Here is a 16,867-nt window from a genome sequence, read left to right as displayed (position 1 = left end):
TGCTCCTTCGATCCGAAAATTACAGTTGTCCTTCACAGCCACAAACGTGAATGACTTTGCGTACGATATCCTTCATCGCCGCTTTGGCCGGTTTCATGTAATGACGCGGATCGTTAGCGTCCGGATTTTCCTCGAAGTACTGCTTCAGGGCATCGGAGAACGCGATTTTCAGCTCGGTAGCGACGTTGACTTTGCACACGCCCAGAGAGATTGCCCGGCGGATATCGCTATCGGCCAGCCCGGATGCGCCATGAAGAACCAGAGGGACGTCAACGCGATCGCGAATGGCGGCGAGGCGCTCAAAATCGAGTTTGGGTTCTGCGGCGTACATGCCGTGCGCCGTACCGATAGCCACCGCCAGCGAGTCGATGCCGGTGCGGGTGACAAATTCGCGCGCCTGTTCCGGGTTGGTATACAGCGCATCTTTTGCATCGACCACTAAATCATCCTCCACGCCGCCCAGACGGCCGAGTTCGGCTTCAACGCTGGCATCATAGCGATGGCTCAGTTCAACCACGCTCTTGACTAACGCGACGTTTTCTTCAAAAGGCGAGTGTGAACCGTCGATCATGACCGAGCGGATACCGGCCTGCACTTTATGCGTGATATCGGTCAGATCTTCATGGTGATCGAGGTGGACCGCTAAGGGAAGATCCCAGTATTTAGCCAGATCGCGAGCGATCGCCACCACGTTCCCGGTTCCTGCATAGCTATAAGTTCCCGGGGTGCCGGCAAGGATCAGCGGAGAACGCAGTTCGGCGGCGGTTTCTACCACCACCTGCATCGTTTCCAGGTTGTGGATATTAAAGGCGGGAACGGCATAGCCGTGGCGCTGAGCTTTCAACAGCATGTTTTTACTCGAAATAATGTACATTCGTTCTCCTTTACTTTCATGTTGTAAGTACTTTTGTGTTTTTAATCTTCATTTTGAAAGTAATGTAGCGATCGTCTCGACGTATTGTTGTGATCAATCGCACACAACAGTGATATAATTTTAAAAATGAAAGTTATATAGTCTTGTTTGTTTTCTTTTTTAAAAGTATCTTAAACGACGATGTCTTATGTAACTTACTGAATTAAATGTTTTTAAATCGATGTGAAACAGGTATGGAAGGCCTTGCGTTTGACAATGCAGCGGGGAAATTTAAAAATGAAAGTTATTCTGGGAGAAAATAAGAAGGCACAACACTGTGGCAAAACCGTCTACAAGTCTGCTGAAAAGGCGCCTGGACATCGCGGAGATCGTGCGCAAGAACGGAGAGATCAAAGTCGACGACCTGGCTGAAATGCTGGCTGTTTCAGGGGTAACGATCCGTAACGACCTGAACTACCTTGAACAGCAGGGCTACCTGAAGCGCTCGTTTGGCGGCGCAATCTATACTTCCCAGGCCGGCGCTCCGGTCGCCCTGGCTCAGGAAGCCCCGGTTGCCACGGACAAAGCGCTGGAGACCGAAATGGCGCGCCAGATCGCCGCACAGATCGAAGATAGCGAAACGCTGTTCCTGGGGCAGGGATCAATCTTACGCAAAGTGATCCCTTTCCTTGCCGGTTATGACGAGCTCTGCCTGCTATTAAACGACCTGGCGCATGTGCCGCTGGCGCAGGAGTTCCTGAATGGAGAAACCGTGCTGCTCGGCGGTGTGTTGGGGAGTAGCGGCAAAATAGTCGAAGGCGATCTGGCGCTGAGCGCGCTGGGTCATTATCGTCCCTCGCGAGCGCTGATCGCTGTCGACCACATTGCTGAAGATGGCACCTTAAGCGTCAGACAGGAAGCCAGCGCCCGCCTGCTGAGCGAAGCGGTGGCGCAAAGTGAGAGGGCGATTGCGGTCGTCGCGCATCGTCCGGTCTATGGCGACAAGCGCTACCCGATTGGCGATTTGCAGCAAATTAGCGGCATCGTGACGCCGCAGATTGTCGCCGCGGAGTATCATGCCCGCCTTCTCGCCGCTGGCCTGACTAACAGCTATACCAATAACGAGTGCCTGACATGGCTCAACCCTGCTTTGCAAAAGGCAAAGTAAAGGAGCGATGATGAATGTGACCATTTGCACCATCGGCGAACTACTGGTGGAGTTTCTGGCAAAAGAAGAGAACCAGGGCTTTTCGCGCCCGGGAGAGTTTTGGGGGCCATATCCCAGCGGCGCGCCGGCAATTTTCGCCGATCAGGTGGCAAAGCTGGGGTTAGGGTCGGTGCTTTTTAGCTGCGTTGGCAACGATGCGTTTGGTGAAATGAATATCGCGCGGCTGGAAAGCGACGGCGTGAATATTAATGGCATCGCCATACTGCAAAAGGCGACCACCGGCAGCGCTTTTGTGAGCTACCGCAGCCAGGCGCAGCGCGATTTTATTTTTAACATGCCAAACAGCGCCTGCGGTCTGCTAACCGCGGACCATATTGACGACACTCTGCTTAGCCAGTGCAACCATTTTCACATTATGGGCTCTTCGCTGTTTTCGTTTCGCATGATCGACGCGATGCGTAAAGCGATTGAAAATATCAAAGCGCGCAACGGCACGGTTTCGTTCGATCCGAATATCCGTAAAGAGATGCTGAATATCCCTGAAATGTCGCAGGCCTTTGAGTATATCCTTGATTACACCGATATCTTTTTGCCCAGCGATGGCGAACTGGATTATTTTGGCCTCAACCCGGGGCGCGATGAACGGGTGCTGGTGGATAAGCTTTTAAAGCGCGGCGTTAAGCACGTGGTGATTAAACGCGGCCCGCGCGGAGCGAGCTATTTCAGCGCCCGGGAAACGCATCATGTTGCCGGTTTTCATGTCCCGGTCGTGGACCCAACGGGAGCTGGCGACTGCTTCGGCGCGACCTTTGTCAGCCTGTTCCTGTCCGGCGCATCGCCGCATGAGGCACTGAGATGGGCCAACGCCAGCGGCTCTCTGGCGATTTCCCGCCGTGGCCCGATGGAGGGAACGTCCACGAAGGCGCAGATAGAGGACTTTCTTAACGCGCATCAATAGCAGAGGTATCCCGCCCGAAGCATCACGAGCGGGATAATGTGCTTTAATCCATCACGTCACCGGCGCCGGGTTAAACACCGCCAGCTGATTGTGCAATCCCCACTGATCCGAGAAGGTCTTCTTGCGGCCGCTGGCGACATCAAGAATAAATTCAAACAGCTTCAGCCCTACCTCTTCGATGGTTTCTTCTCCGGTGGCGATGGTTCCCGCGTTGATATCCATTAAGTCGTACCAGCGGTTTGCCAGCTCGGTACGCGTCGCCATTTTTATGACCGGCACGGCGACCAGGCCGTACGGCGTACCGCGACCGGTAGTAAAGACCTGCACCGTGATCCCGGAAGCCACCTGCTGAGTACCGCAGACAAAGTCGCTCGCCGGCGTCGCGGCGTAAATCAGCCCGCGTTTGGTCGGGCGCTGCCCCGGAGAGAGCACTTCGGCAATCGCGCTCTTCCCGGATTTAGCGATAGAGCCCAGCGCTTTCTCGACGACGTTCGCCAGGCCGCCTTTCTTGTTGCCCGGGGAGGGGTTGGCGCTGCGGTCGGTTTTGCCCATATCGAGATAGTTATCGTACCAGGCCATCTCCTCCAGCAGGCGTTTTCCGACTTCTTCGTTGATGGCGCGCGGCGTCAGCAAATGGATCGCATCGCGCACTTCGGTGACTTCCGAGAACATAACGGTCGCCCCGCAGCGCACCAGCAGATCGGACGCGTAGCCCACCGCCGGGTTGGCGGTGACGCCAGAAAACGCATCGCTGCCGCCGCACTGCATACCGACAACCAGCTCGGAGGCCGGGCAGGTTTCACGCTGGCGCTGGTTCAGCTTCTCCAGGTGGCGCTCGGCGACCTGCAGAATGTCATCTACCATTGATTTAAAACCGACGTGCTTCTCATCCTGCAGGCTGACGATGCTGGCGCTATCCACGGGGATACTTTTCACATCGTCGGTGCCTTCCAGCAGGCGCTCCGGCTGCAGTTTTTCGCAGCCAAGGCCAATCACCATCACTTCGCCGCCGAAGTTTGGATTGAGCGCCAGGTTATGAATGGTGCGGATCGGGACGACCGCCGCCGGAGCGTTAATCGCCACGCCGCAGCCATACAGGTGGTTGAGACCCACAACGCCATCGACGTTGGGATACTTCGGCAGCAGATCGCGTTCGATAATTTTCACCACATAATCGACGACGCCCGCCACGCAGTGCACGCTGGTGCTAATGCCGAGCAGGTTTTTGGTGCCCACGCTACCGTCGGCGTTGCGATAGCCTTCGAAGGTATAGCCTTCCAGCGGCGGCAGCGGCGCCGGGACTTTGGTCGCCAGCGGTAGGGTATGCAGCGGCGGCGCTTTCGGTAGTTCGACCAGCGATTCGTCAATCCAGCTGCCCTGCGGAATATCGCGTACCGCATAGCCAATCACTTCGCCATAGCGGATGATTTCACCGTGGACGGGAATATCGACCAGCGCGACTTTATGGCCTTGCGGGATATGTTCAACGAGCGTGAGCCCGTCAGGGAAACGCGTTCCGGCCTTTAAACCTCGATCGTTAACAATAATCGCCACGTTATCCGTTTCGTCTACTTTTATATAAAACGCCGTTGGCGATTCTTGTCTAATTTCAATATCAGCCATTGTCCAGTATTCTCCAGCAAGGTGCGAATAATAAAATAAAACGTTTATACCCATCATATTTCAAGCTGCATGTGCGTTGGCTTTCCTCGCTCACCCCAGTCACTTACTTTAGTAAGCTCCTGGGGATTCCCTGCGCTGCCGCCGTCATGCAACTCGAAATATTTAGGGTATATTCAATTTCTGATGTGCAAATTTATGAAATAGAGAATGTCAGGTGTTTGAATCTGAAAGTGTGATCTAAATCACCCATTGCTGCGCGGGCGAATACGTTAAAGAGGGAAATCGCTGGAACTGTGGAACAGCGCCCACTGATTATTGCATTTGCACAACAATAACGATAATTAAACGCCATTTACAGGTTATATGCACAGTGTTTAACGCTCGCAAGCTGATTATACTGAGTCATGCTTGCAATGCGCCGGATAAGTAAATCGATACCTCCTGATATTGATTTCTGAATAATGAAGAATCACGCCAAAATAAATAATGGAAGGTGTGTTGTACCTGAGGAATATTAGATGAGTCTGGATGCAACGATAGAACAGAAAAGGGAAGTGCCAACTCGATATTTAATTCTGTTGATCATTTTCATTGTTACCGCCGTTAACTATGCCGACCGGGCGACGCTCTCGATCGCCGGTACAGAGGTGGCGAAAGAGCTGCAGCTGAGCGCGGTCTCGATGGGCTATATTTTCTCCGCTTTCGGCTGGGCCTACCTGCTGATGCAGATCCCCGGCGGCTGGCTGCTCGATAAATTTGGCTCGAAGAAAGTCTACTCTTACAGCCTGTTCTTCTGGTCGCTGTTTACCTTCCTGCAAGGCTTTGTGGATATGTTTCCACTGGCGTGGGCGGGTATCTCAATGTTTTTTATGCGCTTTATGCTGGGTTTCTCTGAAGCGCCATCTTTCCCGGCAAACGCCCGTATCGTCGCGGCGTGGTTTCCGACGAAAGAGCGCGGGACCGCATCGGCGATCTTTAACTCCGCGCAGTATTTCTCCCTGGCGCTGTTCTCGCCGCTGCTGGGCTGGCTGACCTTCGCCTGGGGTTGGGAGCATGTCTTCACCGTCATGGGCGTGATTGGCTTTGTGCTGACCGGCCTGTGGGTAAAACTGATCCATAACCCCACCGACCATCCGCGCATGACGCAGGAGGAGCTTAAGTTTATCTCCGAGAACGGCGCCGTCGTTGATATGGACCATAAAAAGCCCGGCAGCGCGGCGACCAGCGGACCTAAACTGCACTATATCAAGCAGCTGTTGACCAACCGCATGATGCTGGGCGTGTTCTTCGGCCAATATTTTATCAATACCATCACCTGGTTCTTCCTCACCTGGTTCCCGATTTATCTGGTGCAGGAAAAGGGCATGTCGATTCTGAAAGTGGGTCTGGTCGCATCGATTCCGGCGCTGTGCGGTTTTGCCGGCGGCGTGCTGGGCGGGGTGTTCTCCGACTATCTGATTAAACGCGGTTTTTCCATCACCGTGGCGCGTAAGCTGCCGATCGTCCTCGGAATGCTGCTGGCTTCCACCATCATTCTGTGTAACTACACCGATAACACCGCGCTGGTGGTGACCCTGATGGCGCTGGCTTTCTTCGGTAAAGGGTTCGGCGCGCTGGGCTGGCCGGTGATTTCCGATACCGCGCCGAAAGAGATTGTCGGCCTGTGCGGCGGCGTCTTTAACGTATTTGGTAACGTCGCTTCCATCGTAACCCCGCTGGTTATCGGTTACCTGGTGAGCGAGCTGCACTCATTCAACGCAGCGCTGGTCTTCGTCGGATGCTCGGCCCTGATGGCGATGGTTTGCTATCTGTTTGTGGTCGGCGACATCAAACGCATGGAACTGCAGAAATAATTAACGGTTAAGTGACAAGGTATAAACGATGAACAACGATATCTTCCCGAACAAATTTAAGGCGGCCCTGGCGGCGCATCAGGTTCAGATCGGCTGCTGGTCCGCGCTGGCGAGCCCGATTAGCACCGAAGTTTTAGGTCTGGCAGGTTTCGACTGGCTGGTACTGGACGGCGAACATGCGCCGAACGACATCTCAACCTTTATCCCGCAGCTGATGGCGCTGAAAGGCAGCGCCAGCGCGCCGGTCGTTCGCGTACCGACCAACGAGCCGGTGATTATTAAGCGTCTGCTGGATATCGGTTTTTATAACTTCCTGATTCCGTTTGTCGAAACGGAAGAGCAGGCGGTTAACGCCGTCGCCTCAACCCGCTATCCGCCAGAAGGCATTCGCGGTGTATCCGTCTCGCACCGCGCCAATATGTTTGGCACCGTGCCGGATTACTTCGCGCAGTCGAACAACAACATCACCATTCTCGTGCAAATTGAGAGCCAGCAGGGCGTGGATAACGTTGATGCGATAGCCGCCACGCCGGGCGTTGACGGTATTTTTGTCGGCCCAAGCGATCTGGCCGCTGCGCTGGGCCATCTGGGCAATGCTTCCCATCCGGAAGTGCAGAAAGCTATTCAGCACATTTTTGCCAGCGCGAAAAAGCACGGTAAGCCGAGCGGCATTCTGGCGCCGGTTGAAGCCGACGCGCGCCGCTATCTGGAATGGGGCGCGACCTTTGTTGCCGTCGGCAGCGACCTGGGCGTTTTCCGTTCTGCCACGCAGAAGCTGGCTGACTCCTTTAAGAAATAACCACCACCGAAACTAGAGAGATAAAGACATGACAATGAAAGTTGGTTTTATTGGCCTCGGTATCATGGGTAAACCAATGAGTAAAAACCTCCTCAAGGCAGGTTACTCGTTGGTGGTTGCTGACCGTAACCCGGAAGCGATTGCCGAAGTGATTGCCGCAGGCGCAGAAACCGCCGCGTCAGCGAAAGCGATTGCCGAGCAGTGCGATGTGATCATCACCATGCTGCCGAACTCCCCGCACGTGAAAGAGGTGGCGTTGGGTGAAGGCGGCATTATTGAAGGCGCGAAGCCGGGCACCGTGCTGATCGATATGAGCTCCATCGCGCCGCTGGCGAGCCGCGAAATCAGCGAAGCGCTGAAAGCGAAAGGCGTCGATATGCTGGATGCGCCGGTCAGCGGCGGCGAACCGAAGGCCATCGACGGTACGCTGTCGGTGATGGTGGGCGGTGATAAAGCGATTTTCGACAAATATTACGATCTGCTGAAAGCGATGGCGGGTTCGGTGGTGCATACCGGCGAGATCGGTGCGGGCAACGTGACCAAGCTGGCCAACCAGGTGATCGTGGCGCTGAACATTGCGGCGATGTCCGAAGCGCTGACGTTGGCGACCAAAGCGGGCGTGAACCCGGATCTGGTATATCAGGCCATCCGCGGCGGGCTGGCCGGAAGCACCGTACTGGATGCCAAAGCGCCAATGGTGATGGACCGCAACTTCAAGCCGGGTTTCCGTATCGATCTGCATATCAAAGATCTGGCGAATGCGCTGGACACTTCTCACGGCGTGGGCGCCCAGCTGCCGCTGACCGCCGCGGTGATGGAGATGATGCAGGCGCTGCGCGCCGACGGTCTGGGTACCGCCGACCACAGCGCGCTTGCATGCTACTACGAAAAACTGGCGAAAGTGGAAGTCACTCGCTAACAAGAAGGGCGCGGATGCGCGCCCTGTAATTCTTGCCTCGCGCGGCACTGTCAGGCTACATAACTATGAAAATCGTAATCGCCCCAGACTCTTATAAAGAAAGCCTCTCGGCCACCGAGGTTGCTCAGGCTATAGAAAAAGGTTTTCGGGAAATTTTCCCCGATGCGCTCTACGTGAAGGTTCCTCTCGCCGATGGCGGAGAAGGTACCGTTGAGGCGATGATTGCCGCGACGCAGGGAACCGAAATGAGCGCCTGCGTGACGGGGCCGCTGGGTGTTCCGGTTAATGCCTGCTGGGGGCTTTCCGGAGACGGCAAAACCGCGTTTATCGAAATGGCTGCGGCCAGCGGGCTGGGGCTGGTTCCGCCCGCTCAGCGTAACCCGCTATTGACGACGTCGCGCGGTACCGGCGAGCTGATTTTGCAGGCGCTGGATCATGGGGCGAAAAATATCATCATTGGCATTGGCGGCAGCGCCACCAATGACGGCGGCGCGGGAATGGTTCAGGCGCTGGGCGCGCGTCTCTGCGATGCCAATGGCGCGGAGATTGGCAACGGCGGCGGTAGTCTGTGTAGCCTCAATTCGATAGATCTCTCCGGTCTTGACGCGCGACTGCATGATTGCGCTATTCGGGTCGCCTGCGATGTCACCAATCCGCTGACTGGCGATACTGGCGCATCAAGGATATTTGGTCCGCAGAAAGGGGCTACCGAAGCGATGATCCGCGAGCTTGACAGCAACCTGGCGCACTATGCGGACGTTATTAAGGCCGATCTGCATGTCGATGTGAAGCAGGTTGCCGGCGCGGGCGCGGCGGGCGGCATGGGCGCAGCGCTGATGGCGTTCCTGAACGCTGAATTACGCAGCGGGATTGAAATCGTGACCCAGGCGCTGAATCTGGAAGAGCATATCCTCGATTGTTCGCTGGTGGTGACCGGTGAAGGCCGGCTGGATAGCCAGAGTATTAACGGTAAAGTGCCGGTTGGCGTGGCGAACGTGGCGAAAAAGTATCATAAGCCGGTAATTGGCATTGCCGGTAGTCTGACCCGGGACGTCGGCGTGGTTCACCAGTATGGGATTGATGCGGTGTTTAGCGTGCTGACCAGCGTAACGACGCTCGAAGAGGCGTTTCGCGGCGCGGCGGACAATATTTATCATGCGTCGCGTAATATTGCGGCGACATTGCAGGTTGGGATGGCGACAGAAGGATGACAACCGTCGGTAAACCCTCTATACTTCGCGCCGAAGCTGACCAGACAGTCGCCGCTTCGTCGTCGTCCTCTTCGGGGGAGACGGGCGGAGGGGAGGAAAGTCCGGGCTCCATAGGGCAGGGTGCCAGGTAACGCCTGGGGGGCGCAAGCCCACGACCAGTGCAACAGAGAGCAAACCGCCGATGGCCCACGTAAGTGGGATCAGGTAAGGGTGAAAGGGTGCGGTAAGAGCGCACCGCGCGTCTGGTAACAGTTCGCGGCACGGTAAACTCCACCCGGAGCAAGGCCAAATAGGGGTTCATAAGGTACGGCCCGTACTGAACCCGGGTAGGCTGCTTGAGCCAGTGAGCGATTGCTGGCCTAGATGAATGACTGTCCACGACAGAACCCGGCTTAACGGTCAGCTTCCTCATTCAAAGAAAACCCTCGTCAGAAATGGCGGGGGTTTTTGCTTCATACGGCAGGTTGAAACACAGGACAGATGAATGACTGTCCACGACGCTATTCCCCAAAAGAAAGCGGCTTAACGGTCAGCTTCAACTTTCTACAAAACCCCTGCCAGCGATGGCGGGGGTTTTTGCTTCATACGGCAGGTTGAAATACAGGACAGATGAATGACTGTCCACGACGCTGCCCCCAAAAGCAAGCGGCACAATGGGGGAAACAGGTCTGCCATCAACCGCATTATGACTCATACGGTTATGCGTCCTTCTCGCTTAATCAATATATTTAAAATAAATGAATTCAATTATGACATTCATGTTTATTATGTATCTCCTGATTTAACTACATTTATGCGAACTATTTTTTACATTTCGTCATCGGCTTATGAAAAATAATAGCCAGCCACATCGGTGATAATTAATCAGGATAAAACAAAAAATGAAATTAATGACTCGCATTGCAGTGACAACCGTCCTCGCTACGGGCTTCTCAATGGCGGCACAGGCTGCGGATGTTAACGCTGCGCCAGCCCCGGCGCAGGATCCGATTGTCCAACACTTAAAACTGACCCAGGATCAGGTAACGAAAATTAAAAGCCTGCACCAGCAGCTGGAAAAAAACGTTCAGCAGATCTCCCAGAAAGATATTAAAGACGGCGTATTATTTGATGTGATTGATTCCGGAAAATGGAATGAAAAAGCGGTCAAAGATCAGCTGGCGGCGTTTAGTAAAGTCGAACAGCAGGTCCGCTATTATCGCGTGAAGTACTATTTTGATGTGAATCAGGTCCTGACGCCAGAACAGCGTAAGCAGGTCCAAAAAGATTTAGCTCAGGCGCTGAGTGAGTAAATCTATCGGCCCCGGCCGGGGCCGATATTGACGTCAGGCGACGCTTTCTTCTTCCTGGAGCCGTATCTCCGCTTCTGCGACGATCGCCTCCAGTTCGCTCAACATCTCTTCATAACCAAAGCTAACCGTTGTTATGGTTTCTGGCTGCGGCTGCGATGCTGCCAGCACCGCTTTTTTTGTTTTCTTCTTGCCCACTGACACACTCCCTTACTGCCGTTGTTACACAGGTAAATCTATCAGCAAAGCGCGCAGCGGCGTATCGGCAACGAGGGTAATGTTAGCTTCGTCACGAATAAACGCGCCATCACCGCAGGTCAAAGCCTGTTTCTCTTCTTCCTGCACTCGCGCATGTACCGTGCCGTGAATCGACTGCAGGTAGGCGCGCGGGCCGTAGAGCTGCACGTTAAGCTGCTCGCCTTTCGCCAGATTGATATGGTGGATCCATACCTGCTGGCGCAGCTGGAGACTGTTCTGGCTGCCGTCCGGCGAAGCCAGCAGCTGCTGCGCTCCCTCGGCGATAGCGATTTTTTGCACCAGCGGGTTTTCATGCTGCGGGCAGGCGTCCAGCCACAGCTGGATTCGCGTCAGCGAGCTCTCTTTGCTCAGGTTGTGCTCGCTGTAGCTCACGCCGGGCTGGGTGGATATCAGCAGCGCTTCGCCAGCTTTAGCCTGGATATGGTTGCCATCGCTGTCGCGGTATTCCGCTTCACCTTCCAGTATCAGGTTCAGAATGTCGACTTTCGGATAGGTACGCGGCTGGAACGACGCGCCGGGCGCCAGGACTTCCTGGTTGAGCACGCGCAGCGACGCGTAACCTAGCAATTTCGGGTCGAAGTAGTGGCCAAAGGAAAAGGTGTAGCGGGCCTGCAGCCAGCCGAAGTCGGCTTGACCGCACTGTTTGGCTGTTCGGGTTGTAATCATCTTCTTGACCTCTCTTTACACTAAATCAATGGTAAAGGTATGGACGCTGTATTGTTAGCCAGATATTCTGCCCGGTATGTTCAAATTTCCTGAATGAGAGAACGATGGCTAAAGAGAGAGCATTAACGCTGGAAGCGTTACGCGTTATGGATGCGATTGACCGGCGCGGAAGCTTTGCGGCGGCGGCTGATGAGCTTGGTCGAGTGCCTTCAGCGCTCAGCTATACCATGCAAAAGCTGGAAGAAGAGCTGGATGTCGTTCTGTTTGACCGTTCAGGTCATCGAACAAAATTCACCAACGTTGGCCGAATGCTGCTCGAGCGCGGGCGCGTTCTGCTGGAAGCGGCGGATAAGCTGACAACCGATGCTGAAGCGCTATCGCGCGGCTGGGAAACGCACCTGACCATCGTCACCGAGGCGCTGGTACCCACCACCGACCTGTTTCCGCTAATTGAAAAGCTCGCGACCAAATCGAACACCCAGCTGTCGATTATTACCGAAGTGCTGGCCGGGGCATGGGAGCGCCTTGAGCAGGGGCGGGCGGATATTGTCGTTGCGCCGGATATGCATTTTCGTTCCTCCTCGGAAATTAACTCCCGTAAGCTCTATTCGGTTATGAGCGTCTACGTTGCCGCCCCTGACCATCCCATTCACCTCGAGCCTGAGCCGCTTTCTGAAGTCACGCGCGTGAAGTATCGCGGCGTGGCGGTGGCGGACACCGCCCGCGAACGTCCGGTGCTGACGGTGCAGCTGCTTGATAAACAGCCGCGATTAACCGTGAGCTCGATCGAAGATAAACGCCAGGCGCTGCTGGCAGGGTTGGGCGTCGCCACGATGCCCTATCCGCTGGTTGAGCGGGATATTGCCGAAGGGCGCCTGCGGGTGGTCAGCCCGGAGTACAGCAACGAGATCGACATTATTATGGCCTGGCGCCGGGACAGCATGGGTGAGGCAAAATCATGGTGTCTGCGGGAAATCCCGAAGCTATTTATGGCAAGATAAAACAAAATGCGCCCCTTTTTGACGAGGGGCGCATGGTCAGTAAGAGGTCGGTTTCGGGTCCGGCCCGAAGCGGTTATTGCCGGGAGTGCCGTTCTGGCAATTGAAGACCAGGATCACCAGCCAGCCGATCACGGGGATCAGCAGTAATAACAGCCACCATGCCGAGCGGTCGGTGTCGTGCAATCGACGAAACTGCACCGCCCACCACGGTAAGAATATCAGCACGCCATAGATGGTCGTCAGAATGCCTTCCCCTCCGGCGCGCTGCCATCCGAGCATTTTATCAATAATGCTGAGTACGCCGGTCAGGATGATGTTGACCAGAATAAACATCCAGTACTCTTTGCGCCGGGCGCGGCCGCCAAATCCAATGTAGTTTTTTAATACTTTAAGATACCAGTCCATTTTTACGCCTCGATTAACCGTCAATCACTTGTTTTTAAAGCGATCGAAATAAGAATAGACGTGAATGAAATGCTGGTAAATATTTGTTTTGTGAATTGTTGGGCGCAGTAAAGGGCGCCCAACGGATTAGCGGAAGCGAAGATCGCGGCCGTGCGGTTCGTTAAGATCCTGCTGCGGGCCGACGGAGATAATCCCGGTTGGGTTGATCGTCTTATGGCTACGGTAGTAATGGTTGCGAATATGGGCAAAATCCACCGTTTCCGCGATGCCCGGCATCTGGTAGATATCGCGCAGGAAGCCATAAAGATTGAGATAATCGCTGATGCGGCGTTTGTCGCATTTAAAGTGGGTCACATACACCGGGTCGAAACGAACCAGGGTGGTCCACAGACGAATATCGGCCTCCGTCAGCTGGTTACCGGTCAGGAAGCGGTGTTGACCAAGGATTTGTTCCAGACGCTCCAGAGACGTAAATACCCCATCGACTGCTTCGTCATAGGCCTGCTGGCTGGTGGCGAATCCGGCTTTATAGACCCCGTTGTTGACGTTGTCATAGATCCAGCCGTTCAGCTCATCAATTTGCGCGCGCAGCTCAGGCGGGTAGTAATCTCCAGCGCGGGCACCCAGTCCGTCAAATGCGGTATTCAACATGCGGATGATTTCCGCCGACTCATTGCTGACGATGGTTTGCTGCTTTTTGTCCCACAATACGGGCACCGTGACGCGCCCGCTGTAGCGGGGATCGGCATGCAGATAAAGCTGATAAAGAAATTCGTGCTGGTAGAGGGTATCGCCCGTCGCTGCCGGGAAGCTATCGTCGAAAGTCCAGCCGTTCTCGAACATCAGGGGGTTGACCACGGAGACGGAGATAAACGGCTCCAGTCCTTTCAGGCTGCGCAGGATCAGGGTGCGATGCGCCCATGGGCAGGCCAGAGAAACGTACAGATGGTAACGGTCTTTTTCCGCAGCGAACCCGGCTTCGCCGCTTGGGCCCGGCGCGCCGTCGGCGGTTAGCCAGTTGCGAAAGGCGGACACAGAACGCTTAAATCGCCCTCCGGTGGATTTGGTGTCATACCAGGTATCGTGCCAGACGCCGTCAACTAATTGTCCCATTATTTCCTCCTTCAGATAGCAAAAGCGAGGAGAAGTCCCCTCGCTTTTTTATTTACTAGTATAGTGCGCTTACCACTTTTTATTCAGGACGCGGTCAATACTAAAGGCGCCTGGACCGGTGATAGCCAGCAGCAGGAAGCCGCCTGCGATGCTCAGGTTTTTCATGAACATCAGCGAGTTCACGCCCTCAGCAAAGTTGCTGTGGAACAGAAACGCGGTCAGCACGGTGAAGCCTGCGGTGAACAGCGCGGTGGTGCGGGTCAGGAAACCGAACAGAATCGCCAGACCGCCGCCGAATTCAAGCAGGATAACCAGCGGCAGCATAAACCCAGGGACGCCCATGGCTTCCATATATTGTTGAGTACCCGCATAACCGGTGATTTTTCCCCAACCTGCGGTGATAAACAGAATGGGCATCAGAATGCGCGCTACCAGTACACCAACATCTTCTAATTTTTTCATTTCTTACTCCAGAAAACCCAAAGGGCGGCGATTTTGTTTTTTGGTGCAATCCTGCGTAGTTACGCGGGCTTGCTGTCGATGGAGAGGATATTAGCGAGGATGAGATGTGATTGTTAGCAAGGAAAACTGTAGATCTTCTTCAAAGTTTCTGAGTAATTTTTGATAAAGGACATGAATGTAAGTGGGGCTGTAGCGGGTCGTACAGGCGGTGCTGCGCAAAATGACGGCAGACGCTGAAAGGCGAAAGCGGTCTGCTGGTGAGCAAGAAGAGAGGCAAACCTGACGGGGACAGCGGGGCGAGAGGGATGCCGGGCGGCGGCTGGCGCCGGACCCGGTCATTAGCCTTAGCGCGAGGTGGACTGACGCAGCAGATTGCGTGCCATCCGCCAGGTGCTCCAGATACCGAGGCTGCGCTTTGCCCAGCGCATCAAAAAGCGCGGATGGCGAACGGACCATATTGCCACGATGCCGCTGCCGACCATTGCCCATGAACGCAGATTGAGGAAGGTGTTCCAGCCGCGATCAATGGGCGCGGTCGCTTCAATCCAGTGGCGGTGGCTGGCGCTAAGGTCCAGCCGCTGCTGTTGGATCAGGCGCAGCAAAAGCGCTTTTTGTCGTTCGCGTTCCTGCTGTTCGCGGCTCATGGCTTATCGTCCTCCAGCAATGCGCGGTCGTTAGCCAGCTCCTGACGCGTGAAGCGCAGGAACGTTGAACGTCGGGCTTTGCGTAAGGTCCAGATACCACCAATGAGCGCTGCCAGCAGCAGGATAGCGGTGGTGGCGATCATCACGTTGAGCCGATACTGCGCATCGACGGCCCAGATGATGAGCACCAGCATGCTCATCAGCCCGAACGCGGCAAACAGCAGCGTCAGCCCGAGCATCAGGAACAGCTGGAAGAGATTGGCTTTCTCCTCTTCCAGCTCCACGACGACCAGGCGCAGGCGCGTTTCCACCATCTCGACCAGCAAAGTGACTATTCGCTGTCCGATGCCGAAAACGCTTTGCCCAGGCCCTTGCGTGCTTTTAGAGTTCGCCATAATTAACGACGCGTCAGCAGGACACCCAGTACCAGCCCGACGGCAGCACCAATTCCCACGCCGGTCCAGGGGTTTTCACGGACGTATTCATCTGCACGCGCAGCGGTTTCTCGCGTTTGCTTCAGGAGAGCATCGCTGGTTTCACCCAGGCGAACACGGCTTTCCTTCAGCGCGCTTTCGGCTTTACTGCGCAGCTTACCAATCTCTTCTTTCGACTTATCCGTGGAGGAGTTCAGCACTTCTTCCAGGGTATCAGCCAGCGTCTTCAGTTCCGCACGCAGGTCTTCTGCAACGTTATCTTTAGCCATGTTTATCTCCTGTTAAAGTGGTCCATATTGGTCTTGCTTAATCGATTAGTACTCGCGAGACTGCAGCTCTTTCAGTTCCTGCTGCGCTTCATCAAGTTTACGTTGACGCTTGCTGATTTTGTCAGCATCGCCTTTCTGTTCGGCTTCGCGCAGGTCGTTCCGACGTTCGGTAATTTCTTCCTGCTGTTTGGCGATTTTTTTCTGGTGATCGGCTTTGAGCTGGCTGTCGCTGCAGTGCGCTTTTACTTCGCTCAGCGCCTTTTTCAGACCGTCAATACGGTGCTGGTTATGATGCTTTTCTGCGTAGCTGATCTCCCGCTGGATATCCTGCTCTTTTTCCTGGCAAGGGGAGATGGCAAAGGCGCTGGCGCTCAGTGATGACAGAACCAGGATCAAAGCGATGCGGTGTTTCATGGATACGACCTTCCATTGTGTGGGGGAATATCTCAGGATATCCCCTATCCAGTTGAGTAACGTGAGTCTGGTGACGCCCGCAAACTTAATGATAGTAAGTAAACCGGGAAATCACCAAACAGGGTGAATATATTCGGAATTTTCGTGGATTACCCGAATCTGTGCGGCGTATCGCGCAGGCGCGAAATCCAGGCGGTAGGCGAATCATCGTCTTCCACTAAAGCGATAATATAACCATGCGGTAGAGCGCGGCCCAAAACTTCTTTTGCCGCGGCGCCCTGAGCGCTGGAGTCAAACTTGATAAGCAAACCGTCATTCTGCGGCGTAATGCTTTTAAAACGGATACCGTTAGCGTCGAGATGGTGCCAGACGGAAAAACCGTCCGGCATGCTGATACCCTGACTAACGGGACGAATAGCCAGCGTGGATTCCTGCTGTTGCACGGTGAGCCAGAGCCAGAACAGGCCGCACAGGAGTAGCGAACCGCCCAGCACCCAGCTTATCTGACGCAGAGAGGAGCGTGTCATC

At 54.9% G+C, this 16,867-nt stretch carries 20 protein-coding genes and 1 other RNA gene; 9 read left to right on the top strand and 12 right to left on the bottom strand.

Annotated features, from left to right (window positions below):
- Nucleotides 1–19: 19 nt before the first annotated feature.
- Complete coding sequence (locus tag ABLU96_RS11800) at nt 20–874, bottom strand: tagatose bisphosphate family class II aldolase (RefSeq protein ID WP_014839619.1); 855 nt, start codon at nt 872–874, stop codon at nt 20–22.
- Nucleotides 875–1,226: 352 nt separating this feature from the next.
- Between ABLU96_RS11800 and ABLU96_RS11795 the strand changes: the two genes are divergently transcribed.
- Together ABLU96_RS11795 and ABLU96_RS11790 are read left to right on the top strand one after the other, a co-directional pair.
- Nucleotides 1,227–2,021 carry a DeoR/GlpR family DNA-binding transcription regulator gene (locus ABLU96_RS11795; protein WP_162097181.1) on the top strand — a complete coding sequence of 265 codons (795 nt, stop codon included), beginning with the start codon at nt 1,227–1,229 and terminating at the stop codon, nt 2,019–2,021.
- Nucleotides 2,022–2,031: 10 nt separating this feature from the next.
- Nucleotides 2,032–2,979, top strand: a complete 948-nt coding sequence (locus ABLU96_RS11790) for a sugar kinase (RefSeq protein WP_064380295.1) — start codon at nt 2,032–2,034, stop codon at nt 2,977–2,979.
- 51 nt (nt 2,980–3,030) lie between these two features.
- Here the strand turns inward: ABLU96_RS11790 and garD are convergent, their stop codons facing one another.
- Complete coding sequence (garD, locus tag ABLU96_RS11785; RefSeq protein ID WP_014226951.1) at nt 3,031–4,602, bottom strand: galactarate dehydratase; 1,572 nt, start codon at nt 4,600–4,602, stop codon at nt 3,031–3,033.
- A gap of 518 nt (nt 4,603–5,120) precedes the next feature.
- Here garD and garP point away from each other — a divergent pair.
- The 6 genes from garP to ABLU96_RS11755 all read left to right on the top strand — a co-directional run bounded on the left by garP (nt 5,121) and on the right by ABLU96_RS11755 (nt 10,676).
- A complete protein-coding gene (gene garP / locus ABLU96_RS11780) occupies nt 5,121–6,455 on the top strand; it encodes a galactarate/glucarate/glycerate transporter GarP (RefSeq protein ID WP_032751391.1) in 1,335 nt (444 codons plus the stop codon).
- A gap of 28 nt (nt 6,456–6,483) precedes the next feature.
- Complete coding sequence (gene garL / locus ABLU96_RS11775) at nt 6,484–7,254, top strand: 2-dehydro-3-deoxyglucarate aldolase (RefSeq protein ID WP_025108328.1); 771 nt, start codon at nt 6,484–6,486, stop codon at nt 7,252–7,254.
- Nucleotides 7,255–7,282: 28 nt separating this feature from the next.
- Nucleotides 7,283–8,173 carry a 2-hydroxy-3-oxopropionate reductase gene (gene garR, locus ABLU96_RS11770; RefSeq protein ID WP_004105999.1) on the top strand — a complete coding sequence of 297 codons (891 nt, stop codon included), beginning with the start codon at nt 7,283–7,285 and terminating at the stop codon, nt 8,171–8,173.
- Between the two features lie 65 nt (nt 8,174–8,238).
- The gene (gene garK / locus ABLU96_RS11765) at nt 8,239–9,384 is read left to right on the top strand and encodes a glycerate 2-kinase (protein ID WP_025108329.1); all 1,146 of its coding nucleotides are present in this window, start codon (nt 8,239–8,241) and stop codon (nt 9,382–9,384) included.
- A gap of 32 nt (nt 9,385–9,416) precedes the next feature.
- Nucleotides 9,417–9,795, top strand: an RNA gene (gene rnpB, locus ABLU96_RS11760) — RNase P RNA component class A.
- Between the two features lie 470 nt (nt 9,796–10,265).
- Nucleotides 10,266–10,676, top strand: a complete 411-nt coding sequence (locus ABLU96_RS11755; RefSeq protein ID WP_014226947.1) for a Spy/CpxP family protein refolding chaperone — start codon at nt 10,266–10,268, stop codon at nt 10,674–10,676.
- Between the two features lie 33 nt (nt 10,677–10,709).
- Here the strand turns inward: ABLU96_RS11755 and ABLU96_RS11750 are convergent, their stop codons facing one another.
- On the bottom strand, nt 10,710–10,871 hold the full coding sequence (locus tag ABLU96_RS11750; protein WP_162934508.1) for a hypothetical protein: 162 nt from the start codon (nt 10,869–10,871) through the stop codon (nt 10,710–10,712).
- Nucleotides 10,872–10,895: 24 nt separating this feature from the next.
- Nucleotides 10,896–11,597, bottom strand: coding sequence for a pirin family protein (locus tag ABLU96_RS11745; RefSeq protein ID WP_064404305.1), 702 nt, complete (start codon nt 11,595–11,597; stop codon nt 10,896–10,898).
- A gap of 104 nt (nt 11,598–11,701) precedes the next feature.
- Here ABLU96_RS11745 and ABLU96_RS11740 point away from each other — a divergent pair, with 104 nt between their 5' ends.
- The gene (locus ABLU96_RS11740) at nt 11,702–12,598 is read left to right on the top strand and encodes a LysR family transcriptional regulator (RefSeq protein WP_014226944.1); all 897 of its coding nucleotides are present in this window, start codon (nt 11,702–11,704) and stop codon (nt 12,596–12,598) included.
- A gap of 36 nt (nt 12,599–12,634) precedes the next feature.
- Here the strand turns inward: ABLU96_RS11740 and ABLU96_RS11735 are convergent, their stop codons facing one another.
- The 8 genes from ABLU96_RS11735 to mzrA all read right to left on the bottom strand — a co-directional run bounded on the left by ABLU96_RS11735 (nt 12,635) and on the right by mzrA (nt 16,866).
- Nucleotides 12,635–13,003 (bottom strand): DUF805 domain-containing protein, encoded by a 369-nt coding sequence (locus ABLU96_RS11735; RefSeq protein WP_004105984.1) that lies wholly within the window; start codon nt 13,001–13,003, stop codon nt 12,635–12,637.
- A gap of 126 nt (nt 13,004–13,129) precedes the next feature.
- Nucleotides 13,130–14,116, bottom strand: coding sequence for a glutathione S-transferase family protein (locus tag ABLU96_RS11730; protein ID WP_064404304.1), 987 nt, complete (start codon nt 14,114–14,116; stop codon nt 13,130–13,132).
- 69 nt (nt 14,117–14,185) lie between these two features.
- Nucleotides 14,186–14,578 (bottom strand): DoxX family protein, encoded by a 393-nt coding sequence (locus ABLU96_RS11725; protein ID WP_004125512.1) that lies wholly within the window; start codon nt 14,576–14,578, stop codon nt 14,186–14,188.
- 344 nt (nt 14,579–14,922) lie between these two features.
- A complete protein-coding gene (locus ABLU96_RS11720) occupies nt 14,923–15,222 on the bottom strand; it encodes a YqjK family protein (RefSeq protein WP_004854457.1) in 300 nt (99 codons plus the stop codon).
- On the bottom strand, nt 15,219–15,617 hold the full coding sequence (locus ABLU96_RS11715) for a phage holin family protein (protein WP_004854455.1): 399 nt from the start codon (nt 15,615–15,617) through the stop codon (nt 15,219–15,221). The genes ABLU96_RS11720 and ABLU96_RS11715 overlap by 4 nt, the downstream gene beginning before the upstream one ends.
- A 2-nt stretch (nt 15,618–15,619) precedes the next feature.
- Complete coding sequence (locus ABLU96_RS11710; protein WP_004854453.1) at nt 15,620–15,925, bottom strand: YqjD family protein; 306 nt, start codon at nt 15,923–15,925, stop codon at nt 15,620–15,622.
- Nucleotides 15,926–15,970: 45 nt separating this feature from the next.
- The gene (locus tag ABLU96_RS11705) at nt 15,971–16,339 is read right to left on the bottom strand and encodes a DUF1090 domain-containing protein (protein ID WP_014226939.1); all 369 of its coding nucleotides are present in this window, start codon (nt 16,337–16,339) and stop codon (nt 15,971–15,973) included.
- 149 nt (nt 16,340–16,488) lie between these two features.
- Nucleotides 16,489–16,866, bottom strand: coding sequence for an EnvZ/OmpR regulon moderator MzrA (gene mzrA / locus ABLU96_RS11700; protein ID WP_161506366.1), 378 nt, complete (start codon nt 16,864–16,866; stop codon nt 16,489–16,491).
- Nucleotide 16,867: the final 1 nt, after the last annotated feature.

Origin of the sequence: Klebsiella sp. CN_Kp106 (genome assembly GCF_040064575.1) — a bacterium.
Taxonomy (GTDB): domain Bacteria; phylum Pseudomonadota; class Gammaproteobacteria; order Enterobacterales; family Enterobacteriaceae; genus Klebsiella; species Klebsiella michiganensis.
The sequence above is the reverse complement of the archived record's forward strand: the minus strand, read 5'-3'. Positions and strand labels throughout refer to the sequence as shown.